We start from the raw sequence: 15395 nt of genomic DNA on the forward strand, positions 1-15395 counted from the left end.
AAACATAATGGTAAAATATAGAATGGGATTTTTGAAAAATATATCCTCATTTACGAAACTTTTCTATCACTCATTCGTAATAGTATAGATGTCACAAATATTTGGAACACTCAAGGAGGGAAAACAGTTGAAAAACTGGTCAAAAAAATCAATCGCTTTAGTAGCGTCTGCAGCACTAATGGTTCCTGCTACATCTGCCTTTGCTGAAGCACCTCAAAAAACAGCAAAGAACCAAGAGTTAGTGAAAGTAGCTAGCAATAAGGAACAAACATTCAAGAATCAAAATGACTGGATTAGTCAGGATACTATTATTGTCAAACATTCAGGTCTTGATAAGAATGTGCACAAAAAAATTGGCTCAAAAGTGATCCGATCTATTCCTTCACTAGGTTACGATGTTATCCAACTTAACAAAGGAACAAATTTAGAAAAAGCAGTTTCATATTATGCTAAGCAAAAAGGGGTTAAACGTGTATCCCCAAGCTACGTGTATCATTCCTTTGGCACTGAAGTAGATCCAAAGAAACAGGATATGTATCATTTGAATCTTCTTCAAATTGATAAAGCACTAGAATTAGCAGGTAACAACGAGGTAAAAGTAGCAGTTATCGATGGTGGCGTGGATTTTAAACATCCAGATTTAAAATCTCAAGTGCTACCACCATATAATGCTGCAGCACCTGCCAATACTTCTTATCCTAGTGAGCATGGAACACATGTAGCAGGAATTGTTGGAGCGGCAAAAGATAATGGGATTGGAGGACATGGGATTAATCCAAATGCCAAGCTTCTTCCAATTGATGTATTCAACGGAAAAGATGGTGCTAGTGATTTCGCCATTGCACAAGGAATCCTTTACGCTATTGAGCAAGGCGCCGATGTTATCAATATGAGTCTTGGCGGCTATGGTGAATCTCCATTAATGGAGGAAGCCGTTCAGAAAGCGATTGATAATGGAATTACCATTGTAGCTGCTGCTGGAAATGAATCGACAGATAATTACTCCTTCCCTGCTTCATTCGAAGGCGTTATAAGTGTAGGTTCTACGAATGATAGAAACAAACTATCAAGCTATTCAAACTACGGCCCATCGGTTGATCTAGTAGCTCCAGGCGAAGATATATATAGTTCAGTTTATGATGAGAAAAAAGGATCCTCCTTTGTAAAATTTAGCGGAACATCGATGGCCTCTCCTGTTGTTGCAGGTGTGGCATCCCTATTAAAATCAAAATATCCAGATTTAAAGCCTTATGAAATAGAAGCTATTCTCGAAATGTCAGCAAAGGATTTAGGTGACAAGGGCTATGATCTTACATATGGACATGGCCTTGTAGATCCTGTGAAAGCATTACAGTTTAATATTAAAAATCTACCAAAACAGTATTCTGAAACAAAAGAAGAGCGCTTGAAAAACGCAAAAGTCCTTAAAAAGGATACATTAAATACTGAAAAAGGTGAATTCAAGTTACCGGACGAAAAGAAATGGTACAAGGTTGATCTAGACGCAAATGAATATGCTCAACTGACATTAAAAGGTGCAAACAAATACGATTATGCATTTGATTTATACTTCTACCCTGAAGGCCATAACGAAGAAGTAAAACCAATTAACGTCAATGATGTTCGCGTAGGCAAGCAAGAAGGATACCTATATGAAGCAGATCAAAAGGGAACCCTTCTTGTTGGAGTTAAGGATCATAATGGTAGCTATAGCTCAAAGGGCGAATCTAACTACATTTTCACAGCTCAAACTACTAAAAAATTACCAATTGATTCTTTAGATATGGAACATATGGAGAAGATTGAAAAATTCCCATTCAGTACAGCAGGGAAAAACTATACCCTACTTTCTGAAGATCATCTAGGTGACCAAGATTATTTTACATTTTCAGTGAATGAACCAACGACATTGAAATTTGATTTGACTGGTATTCCAGGTGTTACAGCATCCATGGAGCTTTATCGAAAAGAAGACTTAGTTAATGTACCAACAGAGGAAGACGATGCTGAAGGTTTAAATGAGGCATATCCAATCCGAACATCTTATGGAACGGATAAAGGCGATGGAGTAAACTTGGTTGTCGATGCTGTGCCAGATGAAGAGTATGTAATAAGCGTATCTAATAAAAACAGTAGCAATTTTTCACTTGAAATGTTCTTTAGCGGCGGTATTGATACTGAGCAAACTGTTAGTGAATCAATCATTCCTTACACATTAAAAGGTGAAGTCGTTACCCTTCCTAAAGACGAAGACGGTCTTCCATTAAATGAAGGAATGCTAGAAAACAACATACAAAAGGATATTTTACCTTTAACTGAATATAAAACAAAAAAACGTAATCAACTAAATGATTTCATGAATATATTCATGAATCCAGATGCTATGGGACAACCTGAAGACGTTGGCCAAATTATGGACCAAGCGATTCGTTTTGATATTGGTCAAGATCAAAAAGCATACTTCCAAACTGAAGATGATGAAGATTACTTCACATTTACAGCTAAAGAAGATGCCGTATATGGTTTCCAAATTCAAAAAGGTATGAACCAGTCACCAGCTGGTACTATATTTGAATATGATGAGGAAACAAATGGATTAATCCCAGTTTCTTCATTAAGTAATGATATGGGGTTACTCAGTCTACTTCTTGGATCAACAAGTGATCCAAACGATGCTAAGACAATTGCATTGAAAAAGGACAAAACCTATGTAGTAAAAGTAATGAATCTTGGTGACCGTTCCGCTGAACCATACACACTTAAAACAAGTAAAATGGCAGCAATTCCAGAAGACGATAATAGAAATAATAACACACCAATAGCTGCAAAAACGATTAAACCTGGTATCGCTTATAAAGATCATCTCATTTATCAAGATGATACTGATTTCTACTACTATAAACAAAAGGGCAACGATGAAGTCATGAGTCTTCTTATTTCTTCTGAACCATATACAAAAGAACAGCTAGATCAATTACCTAAAGAACTTCAAAATGACTTAAAGTTTTCAGGCTCCATTATTGAAGATACTAATGGTAATATGGAAATTGATCCAGAAGAATTGGCAACAGAAATTCCATTTGGCCAAGCTGAAGACCTCCTTCAAATGCTACTCGGTCTTGGAGGGACAACAGATGTAAATACTTCTTTTAAAGCAAAAAAAGATCACGGATATTTTATTGTTCTTAACGGAAGCAATGTTGGACAAGTATCAATCCAACCATATACTTTAACTTTGTTTGATCATAAAAGAGTAGATGAAGATGCTGATTCCAAATTAGTTAATGGTATACCGACAAAACCAACTATTCTTACGAAAAAAGACGATAAATGGGTAGCTACTCAATATCTAAATGCTGGTGTTCCATTTGGTGATAAAGACTATTTTGAATTTAAAAACGACAGCAAACGCGATGTGTTCTTCTCTCTTCAAACAGAAAAAGCACTAGATGGCGTCATCCGTATTATTGATGCAAAAGGAAAAACAGTAGAAACTTTAGATCTTTACGGTGCTGGAGATGATGAAGTAGGAACAGTCGAACTGGATAAAGGAACTTACTATATTGAAGTAAGTGAATATTACGGCAAAGCTAGTACTCAACCATATACACTAGAAATAAAATAAGATATACCCTTGGACTGAAAAAACGAACTTAGTAGAAGAATAAACTTTTCGGTTGAAGGTAGTGTAATAGCGGCACGATTTAAGTTTTCAAAAAAATGAAGGATTATCCCCTAGATGATGAAAAATCTAGGGGATTTTTTTGTACATTAATTCACCATAACGAGGGGTTTATTTCCCGTTCCGATTAGGTGCTTTTTCTGGGGCGTGTGATTCTTTTCCCCTACTGGCTCTCATCTATGATGCTGATTCCTAAGGAGTCGCCCTGTCTTCCCTCCAATCATCTTATAATAATGGCATGTTAGAGATGATCTATCCTTCCTCTTATTCGACCTAATTTAACTTGGTTTTTCCTCTAAATATTCGGCCACTTTTTGCACAATATGCTTCCAATTTAATTCCACTCTTGCGAATGCTTGGAGATGTTCGCATGTATATGCCAATATAACTTCCTGTTTTGCTACTTGCTGCAATGTCCGTCCAACACTTTGCCAATCATGTGTCGGATGAATTGTCCCGTAGCGTTGATTGTGGGTAATATCCGCAGCCCCATCTACATCAGTCGTAACGATATAACAACCATTTTTTGCAGCCTCAGCAAAGACATGAGCATAGCATTCTACTAAGGAGGTAAGGCAAAAAATTTTAGCCTTTCTATACTCCTCCTCCAATTGCACCTTATCATAAATCGGTCCCATAATAGTGACCTGTGCCGCAAATGGGTTTCCATCAAGTACGTTCAACAGTTCCTGTCTAAACGCCTCTGACATTGGACCTACTAACCGAAATTCCCAATCTGAAAGTTGTGCTGCTAAAAATGCTTTTACTGCTAAAAGAATTTGTTTTTCAGGAGCATCTAAACGACCAACCGTTAGTATTCTATTTTCTTTCTCGTTAAATAAAACTGGCTCTGTTTGAAACAGCTCATAAAAACCGTTAGGAATACGTTTAATATCTAAATTCGAAAATTCATGAATAGAGTTTTGAATGGATTCACATTCAGAGGAAAGTACATCACAAAGCTGGAGTAACTCTGAAAAATAAGGATAGGTTTTTAATCGGTTTAACCAAAAACGATTAACATCTAGTTTCATATAAATTTTTCCGTTCGGATTAAAATTTTTATAGGTTTTTAATATCGACAAATACGATGGATACGGCCCTATCGCAAATGCAATATCGATGTCCTTCGCATGCTCTATTAAATAGGTATTCATATTAGCAACATAGTCATCCTCAAACGGGATATGTTGAAAAGTGACAGTCGGAAAGGTTTGTTTCAATAATGCTTCATTCATTTCAGTTGTTAAAATGCTAACATCATATCCTAAATATTCACCTAACAAAATAGGAACTAGGCACAAATCCTTGAAAATATGTGCGTCGGAGAGCTTATACGATTCCACGCTACATATGAAGGCTATCTTTTTTGACATAACATCCCCCTTTTTATAATGAAGTGCTTTCATTAAATTATGATTTCTCGTTGAATAACGTGAAAAGAATAGTATAAGTACCATAAATACACTAGTAAAATCACCTTATTTATTAAAGTGCTCTCTCTTTTAAAAACTAACGAATGTAAACAATTGCCTACGGAACAACTCTTGCAACGCATATTGTAATAAAGAATCCTTTATGTCAATCAAAGCTAACAGCAGTAGACTTTATAAAACTCCTACTTACGCCTATTTCTAATAACTATAAAAGAATCGAGGTTTTTTATGAATATTAGCTTTTTATCACCTGCCTACAATAGTGAAGAGTGGATATTGACAATGTTAGAAAGTATCCCGAAAGAATATGCCTATGAAATTATCGTTTGCGATGACGGCTCAACCGACAATACTGTAGCCATATTAAAGGACTATCAAAAAAACTGTCCTGCCTTAAAAATAATTAACCATCCAACTAATTTGGGTGCTAGTGTAGCCTATAATCGATGTATCGCAGAAGCTACAGGTGATTATATAGCTATTATTGATAGTGACGATCACTATTTACCCGCTATTCGAAACGTCTTAGCCCAAGTAGATGGTCAGTTTGATATTTACTATTACAACATGTTAACAAAGGCCGGCTATGCATTTATAAAAGATGAATCTAATCGATACACATTACCTGGACAATTTAAAATTATTCGAAGAAGTTTTATAGGTGATGCAACCTTTACTATAAGAAAAGATATTGCCGGGGATTGGGATTTTAATTGTGCCTTAATGGATAAAAACCCTACGAGCAAATATACAAATGAATTGGCATACTGGTATAACTTCCCGAGGGAAAATTCTGAATACGATTTACATCGAAGAGGATTAAAATGAATCATTACTCCATGCATGTAAGAGGTGTGAGACAATATAATGTTTAAAGATAAAGTTCTTCTCATTACAGGGGGTACCGGCTCTTTTGGTAATGCGGTATTAAAGAGATTTTTGAATACCAACATTAAGGAAATACGCATCTTTTCAAGAGATGAGAAAAAGCAAGATGATATGCGTAAACTCTATCAACATCCGAAAATCAAATTTTTTATTGGCGATGTACGTGACATCCAAAGTATTCACAATGCAATGTATGATGTCGATTTTGTTTTTCATGCGGCCGCTCTTAAGCAAGTCCCCTCTTGTGAATTTTTCCCGCTGGAAGCAGTTAAGACGAACATCCTTGGTACTGATAATGTTTTAACGGCTGCTATTCAAACAGGTGTTAAAAAAATTATTTGCCTATCTACTGATAAGGCTGCTTATCCAGTAAATGCAATGGGAATATCGAAGGCTATGATGGAAAAAACATTTATTGCTAAGTCAAGAATGGTTCATCCAGATAAAACATTGATTTGCGGTACACGATACGGAAATGTAATGGCTTCACGAGGCTCTGTTATCCCTTTATTTATCGAACAAATTAAAGCTGGCAGGCCTTTAACTATTACAGATCCAAAAATGACACGTTTTATGATGAGTCTTGATGAGGCAGTAGAACTAGTTTTATACGCCTTCTCACACGCTGACAACGGGGACATTATGGTACAAAAATCACCAGCTGCTTACATTGAGGATTTAGCACAGGCTTTACTAGAAATTTTTCAAGCTCAAAATAAGATACAAATTATCGGAACACGGCATGGCGAAAAGATTTACGAAGTGTTATTAACAAAAGAAGAAGCTGCAAAGGCCATTGATATGGGGAATTTTTATAGAATCCCTGCAGATAATCGGGATTTAAATTATGGAAAATATCTTGATGAGGGCTCCCCTAAAATTACGTTAACCGATGAATACAATTCTACTAATACGAAAATACTGTCCGTCGCTGAAATAAAAGAAAAATTATTAAAGCTCCCTCTTGTTCAAGAAGAATTACATAATTGGATGGGAGGAAAACCTTGAAATTTTTAGTTCTTGGCGCTACTGGAATGGCTGGCCACACAATTTCACTCTATTTGTGCTCTCAAGGGCATGATGTAACTACCTATTCACGAACAGCCTTTTCATACGGAAATAATATTACGGGAGATATTTCAGATACAAATTTTTTAAGGTCACTATTACTAGACCACGACTACGATGTTGTAGTCAATTGTATCGGAGTTTTAAATGATGCCTGTGAAACCGACCGTGAGAAAAGCATATATCTCAATAGTTATTTGCCTCATGCCATCGTATCTTTATTAAAAAACAAGAAAACAAAGCTTATTCATTTGAGTACGGATTGTGTATTCTCAGGAAAAGCAGCCCCCTATCATGAAAAAAGCCTTCTCGACGGAGAAACCTTTTATGATCGTACGAAGGGCTTAGGGGAAATTGAAAGCACTCCACACCTAACGTTTCGTAACTCTATCATCGGCCCTGATATGAAAGAAGCTGGCATTGGCCTCTTTCATTGGTTTATGAAGCAGCAAGATACTATTAACGGCTATACTGGAGCAATATGGACGGGAGTTACTACCCTAACATTAGCAAAAGCCATTGAACGTGCAGCAATTGAAGGGACAACAGGCCTCTACCACCTCGTCAACAATAGCAGTATTTCAAAGTTTGATCTACTGCAATTATTCAATAAGCATTTCAAGGAAAATAAAGTAATCATTCGACCATATCAGCTCGTAAACATTGATAAAACACTAATTAATACACGAAAAAATTTTTCATTTACTGTACCTAGCTATGAAGAAATGATACTTGAGATGAAAAACTGGATGTGGCAGCATAAAGAATTGTATCCTCATTATTTTAAATGAATTTGGAAGTTTAGTATGCTGTAAAAGGTATTTTAATTGGCAGTAGCATTTCAAAATACCATGTAGCTGACATCTTAAAGACTGAAAAAGATGGTATTCTTCCCTCACTTACGGTTGGAAATTCGCTATTAGTTAAGCAAAGTATTTTTGATTATGCAGCATAAAAAAGACTCCTGCTATGAACTGCACTCCAAAAGTTAGACCAAAAATCTAACTTTTGGGGTTCACTACCTACGGTGCCTTTTTGGCGTAAGACTAGTATTTGATTTTGAGAGTATCCCCATCGACATAAACTGCCTCAGAACGGGAAATCGGTAGCTTTTGCTCTGTTGAGAAGCCGATCGTTTCTCCATCCCTTAAAGTGACATTCTCTTCTACTATATATCCGGAAATCGTAATTAAAAAATCACGCAGTTCGGCAGGAGTTGCTTGACTGTCCAGAATTTCAATTTCATCCTTGCCAAAGGCTTTTAACCCATAAGTATATCCATCTACCCCTTTTTCCGTTCCGACCAGGCCGAAATAAACAAGATTCAGTAAAGGAAACATGTCGTCATTCTTCATGACTTCAGCCATATCCTGAAAAAGTTCAGGCTGGAATACGGTGCCAGATGTATAGATCCCTATTGCGTTAGGAAGCTTTAAACAACTTGCCGCCAGCTTAGTGTAGAGCCTGCCACTGTCCAGCGGGGAGCCGGAGCGGGTAAATGCAGCCAGGATGATTTGAGCAACATGCGTTTGAGTAACCTCCACGGCTTCCTTCCACATGTAATTTCCCTGTGCATAATACTCAGCCTCACCATCTGGTACTGGAGCAGCGACAAAACTAACCGCTAACATGCAGTCGTCCACTTCAAAGACCAGGGTTCCTTCCTTTGTTTCTTCGGCGTTTTCCTCATCCTCTGCCGACAAGCAAGAGATGTTCCAATCATTCAAAAGGTTGGCTTTTATCTGATCAATATCACATTCTGCAGAGTTAAGCAGAACGAACCCGTTAAAAATACCAGATCCATTATCTTGCGTTTCCGTCTCGTCCTCCATGGATTGGGCAGCTTCATATGCTGCAGCCTGCTGCAGCCAGTATTCTCGGATTAATTCTACCATCTTTACAGCTTCTTGCTCTGCAGTCGCAGGGTCATAGGGTTGCATCTCGCTGAATATATGGCCGCAATGCTCGGTGTCAGACGGGTCCTCATAGCCTCCACATACGCCAAGGAGCCATTTTCCGAGCATCACTTTTTTATACCTAAATATGTAGTAGTGCATATCATGTAAATCAAATTCTCCTGCAATTTCTATTTTGCTGGGTTGTTTCCCGAGTTCACGTTCATCTGCAAGCCAGTCAATCATGGATTGCATCGCTGCTTGTTGTTGAGCTGTCATTAATTTCCCTCCTTTATGAATGTATTATTCCACCATTATTATACCACCTTTTAGGTAAAGAAATAGTGAAGCAAGAATTATTCCACTTATGATAGATTACTCCTATTTTTATTATAGAAAGTCGTTCATCAAGTATTGAGTGCTAGGATGGGTAGCAATAAAATCCGACTTTTTGGTCATAAAAAAATCCTCCATTCAATTGAATCAGAAGAAAATTCCAGTACTATATTCGCGTAATTTTCAGGGTAATAAAAAAGGGATTCTACATCAGTGACCGAAGCCCCGACCGAACCCCTAATTTTTTGAAAACCTTTTTTCAATGGTTTGTATTTGTAGTTAAAATGGAGAAATTTTGTAGATATTCAGAACTAATACTATATGAAACAACCTTCTCCTTGCACTTCTTGACTACATCAACGTGATTGTCGTAACTAAAAACAAAGAAATTAACGTCTTCTTTTTTGCCTCTTTTTACGTTGATGACAAATGGAGTAACATTAGTCTCTGGCTGTAGAAATAATTTTTCATTGCCTGGAAATATATAATATTTTTTTAAAAAGGAAGCTTTATTAAAATAGTCTGTAAATCTATTTTTTTCTTCCTCTTCTAAATTCGTTCCGTTAAATGTTACCGTTACATCTTTAGCATCAAGTTTTTTATGCAGTTCAAATTTACTTACTCCCCATGCCACAGCTATACTGGGAGGGCTCATTAACAATTTAATAATAGATCCAATTACTAGTGTAATAATCAAACCAGATGTCATATCATATCAACTCTTTCAGTAGGCTATATCGATGATTTATCATCCACCTCTCAATGATAAGGGATTTATATTTTTTATAACCATCCAATTTGATACTTTTTTGGCCATCCATTTATCTTAGGGATAAATATTTTGAAATATCCATTCTAACACATTTTTAGTCATCCAATTGGCTATAAACTATTAAGAGCTTCTGCAAACCTTTTGATTCCTTCATCTATTGAATCTTCATCTTCCTTGGCGAAAGTAAAACGAACAAAACCATCTTTGGATCCCAGTGTAGAACCAGGAACATAAATGACGCCTCTTTTAATGGATTCTTCAAGCAATTGGGTTTCATTATAATTTTTAAGTATTTTACACCATATATGAATACCACCTTGAGGAATAGAATATTCCACCAGATCTTTTAAATAAGTATCTAGGCTTTTTACAATTTTATCTCTCCTTTTTTCTAATTCCTTCATTAAACTTTTTATATGAATATGAAAATTTTCTGATTCTAAAAAATCATTCGCTATCCATTGTGTATAGCTAGAATGCCCGAAGTCGATTTGTTGTTTCGCATCGGATAATCTTTCAATCACAGATGTTGGACCTATAATCCACCCTATTCTTAATCCTGATGCAACAATTTTGGACAAAGAACTAATGTATAATACGTTGCCATTCCTATCCATTGATTTAAGGGTAGAGATTTTTTCTCCTGAAAAAGCTGTTAAACTATAAGGATCATCTTCTACTACTGGAATCCCAAGCTTTGAGGATATGTCTAAAATCGCTTCTTTTTTCTTTTTATTCAATAAGGAGCCCGTTGGATTTTGAAAATATGGATTTAAAAAAATCATTTTAATTCGGTGTTTTTTATATAATAACTGCAAATCTTCTGGGTTCATTCCATCCTTATCGACAGGTAGATAATGTACTTGTATACCTACCGATTTAAAAATTGGAAGATTATAATTGTAAGAAGGATCTTCTATTGCTATTGCATCTCCAGGCTTTAACAAACATTGCACAATTAAATGTAATGCTTGTTGCGCTCCTGATGTTATAAGTATTGAAGAAGGATTAGTTTCAATTCCCCGACTTTTTTTCACGTGTTTTGTAATGGTAGTTCTAAAGATTTCATTCCCCTGTGGATGATCGTATCCTAGGCTTCCAATAAAAGAACGTGTTGACGTTATCTCGCTTAAAAAGCTTTTCGGGAAAAGTTCTTCAGATAATTCACCGGAAGCTAAATTTATTAATTTATGTTCAACAGCTTCTTTTCTTATTTTTTGCGTTACAGGTTGACTAGGTAAAAAAGAACCCGCCTCAATATACCTATTCCAGCTAGGAATCCGTTTTTTGGTCATACCCCATATATCTTTACTGATTGTAGTACCACTGCCTCTATTTCTTTCAATTAGCCCCATTGATTCTAATTCGTCATATGCATGAACGACAGTACTTCTATTTAAATTTAAAGCACTAGCTAAATATCTCTCTGATGGCAATGGTTTATCAGGTGGAAACGTACCATCTGCAATTCCCTTTTCCATATATTCTGCGAGTTGTTTATAGATAGCTTTTTTCGCTTGTCTATCAGGTTTCCAATCCATATATACTCACCTCATTAGTTCCTTCAAACTTGCTTAAAATCTCGCTTTCTTCTTTTAGCAGTGTTATTCCTGGTAAAAGATTATATATTAATATTATTTCAATTGTAATGAACCATCCACTTCTTTTTATTTTAGCCATCCACTTAAATAATCAATCCTCATTTTTTCAACTGCTAAATCATCTCGTTTTTCTTCATGTTTTCTAACTTGCAATAACGGTTGTACTATTTGAATTTCAAATATCCCCTTCTTTTAGGGCAAAGAAAAAAGCACCTCCACGCACAATCCATTAATACAGAAACTCGATTGACCGAGTACTGTAAAATTGAATCATAAGCGAAAATGCTTATTTTTTCTCTAAGTATAACGTTATAAACTGTACGTCCCCAGGGTAATACGGCAAACTAGTCACGTTTGTCACGACAGGATTTCTTTACCCTTAAGGTCCATGAATCGAACGACACCGTGGCACTTTTTCGTTTGTATTTGTGGTGTCCCAAGTAAGTCCTTTTTTATAAAAAAATCAAAACTGGTGAAATTTTATGCGCATAAAATTTCACCAGCTTTTTAGATTTCAGAAATTGGTTTTGCCCCAACCTCTTGACGCTTACTTATGCAGAAAAATAAATAGATACCCTCGAACATACATTAAAGTATACTCAAGCTTGTTTCCTTTATATCAGTGATTAGCATATGACCCGGTGCATGGGTAATTACAATAGAAGGTTTACTTTCCATAGCTACTGCCTGAGGGGTTACGCCACAAGCCCAAAATACTGGTATTTCCCCTGGCTTAATGGACACGGCATCACCGAAATCTGGTTTTGAAATATCCATAATACCTATTTGTTCTGGACTACCAATATGAATCGGAGCACCGTGTACATTTGGAAAACGCGAAGTAATTTGGATTGCACGAATCGCATCCTCTGGTGTCATAGGGCGCATACTGACAACAGTTGGTCCTTCAAACACACCTGCTTTTTCACACGCGATATTTGTTTTATACATTGGCACATTACAGTTTTCTTGAATATGTCTTATTGAAATACCTGCTTCAAGTAGAGGTGTTTCGAATGTAAAGCTACACCCTATTAAAAAACCTACCATATCGTCTTCCCAAAAATCTGTAATATCTAATACTTCTTCCGTTAAAACACCATCCCGATAAATACGATATTTCGGAATGTCCTTGCGAATATCTGCATTTTTAGCAATTTTTAAAGGTATAAATGATCCAGGTTCTGTCACGTCTAATAATGGGCATGGCTTTGGATTTCGCTGACAAAATAGTAGAAAGTCAAAGGCATGCTCTTTCTTCAAAATCACTAAATTTGCTTGTGTAAACCCAATCGACATGCCAGAAGTTGGTCCAGAGATTTCTTGATTGCGAATAAGTTTACGGATTTCATTCGGTTCTAAAGCACTATATGTTGTCATCATCAATTCTTCACCCCTTATAAATTAACCATCCATGAAAAGATGCTCATGGATGGTTGTTAGATTAACTAAAAATTTTTGGAATTTCTTCAATAAATGTATTAATGCTGAGATATCCCATAAGGACAACTACAATTGCTCCAGTTACAGTTAACCAACGTGGATGCTTATAGGTACCAACAATTTCTTTTTTGTGTGCAGCAACTAATATAATGCCAAGTGCTAATGGTAAAATCATTGCATTTAATGCACCTACCAAAATTAACACATTAACAGGCTTTCCAACCAAGGCAAAAGTTGTTGTTGAAATGACGATAAATGCTATAATCACCCAATTATGATATTTCTCAATGCTAGGGTGGAATGAACGAATAAATGAAACGGATGTATAAGCTGCACCTACAACAGAAGTAATCGCTGCAGCCCACATAATCATACCAAACATACGATAACCAATATTACCCGCAGCTAGTTGGAAAACAGATGCAGGTGGATTGGCAGGGTCAATGACTAAACCTTTTGAAACAACACCAAGAACCGCTAAAAATAAAGCAATACGCATTACGCCAGTAATCAAAATACCTGTCACAGAGCTTTTTGTTACTTCTGGCAAGGATTCTTGTCCTTTGATGCCAGCGTCCAAAAGGCGGTGACCACCAGCAAAAGTAATGTAACCTCCAACTGATCCACCAACCAAAGTTACAATCGCAAACCAGCTAATTTCTTTAGGCCAAACGGTGCTCACAATCGCTTCTCCTACAGGTGGTGAAGTCTTAAAAGCAACAAATAGCATGAGTAGAATCATAACACCGCCAGCAATTTGCGCAACCTTGTCCATTGCCTTCCCTGCTTCTTTATAAATAAATATAAAAATAGCAAAAAGTGCACTTACAATGGCACCCATAATTGGATCTACGCCAAGCATTGCATTTAACCCTAATCCAGCTCCGGCAACGTTACCAATATTGAATGCTAAACCACCTATAACAATCATTATTGCAAGGAGAACACCTAATCCAGGTAACACCTTATTGGCAATTTCTTGCCCTCGCAAGCCAGAAACAGCAATGATTCGCCAAACGTTTACCTGTGCGACAATATCTAGAATTAATGAAATTAAAATGACAAATCCAAAGCTAGCCGCTAATTGCTGTGTAAATACTGTCGTTTGTGTTAAAAAACCTGGTCCGATAGATGAGGTAGCCATTAAAAAGGCTGCTCCTATTAACACACTTTTACTTGCTGTTTTTTTAACAAATTTACCTTTTTTCTCTTGCTCGATTACTGCTTCACTAACTTCCGTTATTTTTGCTCCCATTGGCTTACCCCTCCCTAATTGCACGTACTGATATTTGATGTTCTGCTAATCTTGAATGAATATACTTTGCAAACTCTACAGCATGTTCCCCGTCCCCATGAATACAAATAGTATTTGCCTGTAATGGAATTTCGATTTGCTGTTGTGACAGCACAATTCCCTCTTTCACCATTCTCACAACCTGATTCACAGCTTGTTCCTTATCGGTAATCAATGCATCAGGTTGTTGACGAGATGTTAAAGAACCATCCTTCTGATAGGTACGATCTGCAAACACTTCATGGGCTGTTTGAAGCCCTACTTTTTCTCCGGCTTTTGTTAATTCACTACCTGAGAGACCGAATAACACAAGTGAAGGTGAAATATCATAAATAGCTTGTGCGATTGCCTCAGCAATCGCTGGATTTTTAGCAGCCATATTATAAAGTGCTCCATGTGGCTTAACATGCTGCATCGTTTCATTGTAAGTCGTTAGAAAACCTTGCAATGCACCAACTTGATAAATAACCATATCATAGGCTTCCTGTGGTGTGATGTTCATCTCACGTCGTCCAAAACCATTTAAATCTGGTAATCCTGGATGTGCTCCGATTTTCACACCATTAGCAATGGCTAGCTTAACTGTCTCTCGCATGACTGTTGGATCTCCAGCATGGAATCCACAAGCAATATTAGCAGAGGTTACATATTTTAAGATTTCTTCTTGCTCTCCAAGTCGATAACGACCAAAACTTTCCCCTAAATCACAGTTTAAATCAACTCGAAACATCTTCTTCTCCCCGTTTTCTTCCCACTTAAGTAGTTATAATGAATACGTTTACAAATATTTTGTACCGATATTCGGAACTTAAGTTTTGAAATTTAAAAAAATCTTAACATATTTTATAATTTCTGAAAAGTATAAATTTAAAATTTTGAGAAAGAATATTTTTTTTGAAATTTTCATTTAAATTAAACTTGTTTTTGTTTATTCTTTAAATATAATATTTAATAATCCGTTATTTAAAACTGATATACCG

The 15395-nt window shown here is 36.4% G+C and carries 11 protein-coding genes; 4 read left to right on the forward strand and 7 right to left on the reverse strand.

From position 1 onward, the window contains the following. Positions 1-127: 127 nt before the first annotated feature. Complete coding sequence (locus ACQKOF_RS17445; RefSeq protein WP_427559638.1) at positions 128-3625, forward strand: S8 family peptidase; 3498 nt, start codon at positions 128-130, stop codon at positions 3623-3625. Between the two features lie 335 nt (positions 3626-3960). Here ACQKOF_RS17445 and ACQKOF_RS17450 read toward each other — a convergent pair whose 3' ends face one another. Beyond that, the gene (locus ACQKOF_RS17450; RefSeq protein WP_427559641.1) at positions 3961-5058 is read right to left on the reverse strand and encodes a glycosyltransferase family 4 protein; all 1098 of its coding nucleotides are present in this window, start codon (positions 5056-5058) and stop codon (positions 3961-3963) included. Between the two features lie 288 nt (positions 5059-5346). On the opposite strand from ACQKOF_RS17450, the gene ACQKOF_RS17455 reads away from it, so the two are divergent. The 3 genes from ACQKOF_RS17455 to ACQKOF_RS17465 are packed head-to-tail and all read left to right on the forward strand — an operon-like array spanning position 5347 to position 7865. Beyond that, complete coding sequence (locus tag ACQKOF_RS17455) at positions 5347-5946, forward strand: glycosyltransferase family 2 protein (RefSeq protein ID WP_427559644.1); 600 nt, start codon at positions 5347-5349, stop codon at positions 5944-5946. 39 nt (positions 5947-5985) lie between these two features. Then, a complete protein-coding gene (locus tag ACQKOF_RS17460) occupies positions 5986-7014 on the forward strand; it encodes a polysaccharide biosynthesis protein (RefSeq protein WP_427559647.1) in 1029 nt (342 codons plus the stop codon). After that, positions 7011-7865, forward strand: a complete 855-nt coding sequence (locus ACQKOF_RS17465; RefSeq protein ID WP_427559650.1) for an SDR family oxidoreductase — start codon at positions 7011-7013, stop codon at positions 7863-7865. Before ACQKOF_RS17460 ends, ACQKOF_RS17465 begins: the two co-directional genes overlap by 4 nt. Positions 7866-8120: 255 nt before the next feature. Here the strand turns inward: ACQKOF_RS17465 and ACQKOF_RS17470 are convergent, their stop codons facing one another. From ACQKOF_RS17470 to ACQKOF_RS17495, 6 genes are all read right to left on the reverse strand, one after another. Next, complete coding sequence (locus ACQKOF_RS17470; protein ID WP_427559653.1) at positions 8121-9248, reverse strand: DUF4261 domain-containing protein; 1128 nt, start codon at positions 9246-9248, stop codon at positions 8121-8123. Positions 9249-9564: 316 nt separating this feature from the next. After that, complete coding sequence (locus ACQKOF_RS17475) at positions 9565-10014, reverse strand: YfmQ family protein (RefSeq protein WP_427559656.1); 450 nt, start codon at positions 10012-10014, stop codon at positions 9565-9567. A gap of 173 nt (positions 10015-10187) precedes the next feature. Beyond that, entirely contained in the window at positions 10188-11618 is a 1431-nt protein-coding gene (locus tag ACQKOF_RS17480) for a PLP-dependent aminotransferase family protein (protein WP_427559659.1), read from the reverse strand. Between the two features lie 648 nt (positions 11619-12266). Further along, positions 12267-13058, reverse strand: a complete 792-nt coding sequence (locus ACQKOF_RS17485; protein WP_427559703.1) for a putative hydro-lyase — start codon at positions 13056-13058, stop codon at positions 12267-12269. Between the two features lie 64 nt (positions 13059-13122). Then, complete coding sequence (locus ACQKOF_RS17490) at positions 13123-14340, reverse strand: NRAMP family divalent metal transporter (RefSeq protein ID WP_427559705.1); 1218 nt, start codon at positions 14338-14340, stop codon at positions 13123-13125. 40 nt (positions 14341-14380) lie between these two features. Next, entirely contained in the window at positions 14381-15145 is a 765-nt protein-coding gene (locus tag ACQKOF_RS17495; protein WP_427559662.1) for a LamB/YcsF family protein, read from the reverse strand. Positions 15146-15395: the final 250 nt, after the last annotated feature.

It is taken from the genome of Lysinibacillus sp. NPDC093190, from assembly GCF_050280425.1.
Lineage (GTDB): Bacteria > Bacillota > Bacilli > Bacillales_A > Planococcaceae > Lysinibacillus.

What these genes read in the sequence shown, in the direction of transcription:
- ACQKOF_RS17450 (WP_427559641.1), bottom strand. Translation starts at nt 5,058, where the DNA reads ATGTCAAAAAAGATAGCCTTCATATGTAGCGTGGAATCGTATAAGCTC.
- ACQKOF_RS17455 (WP_427559644.1), top strand. Translation starts at nt 5,347, where the DNA reads ATGAATATTAGCTTTTTATCACCTGCCTACAATAGTGAAGAGTGGATA.
- ACQKOF_RS17460 (WP_427559647.1), top strand. Translation starts at nt 5,986, where the DNA reads ATGTTTAAAGATAAAGTTCTTCTCATTACAGGGGGTACCGGCTCTTTT.
- ACQKOF_RS17470 (WP_427559653.1), bottom strand. Translation starts at nt 9,248, where the DNA reads ATGACAGCTCAACAACAAGCAGCGATGCAATCCATGATTGACTGGCTT.
- ACQKOF_RS17475 (WP_427559656.1), bottom strand. Translation starts at nt 10,014, where the DNA reads ATGACATCTGGTTTGATTATTACACTAGTAATTGGATCTATTATTAAA.
- ACQKOF_RS17480 (WP_427559659.1), bottom strand. Translation starts at nt 11,618, where the DNA reads ATGGATTGGAAACCTGATAGACAAGCGAAAAAAGCTATCTATAAACAA.
- ACQKOF_RS17485 (WP_427559703.1), bottom strand. Translation starts at nt 13,058, where the DNA reads ATGACAACATATAGTGCTTTAGAACCGAATGAAATCCGTAAACTTATT.
- ACQKOF_RS17495 (WP_427559662.1), bottom strand. Translation starts at nt 15,145, where the DNA reads ATGTTTCGAGTTGATTTAAACTGTGATTTAGGGGAAAGTTTTGGTCGT.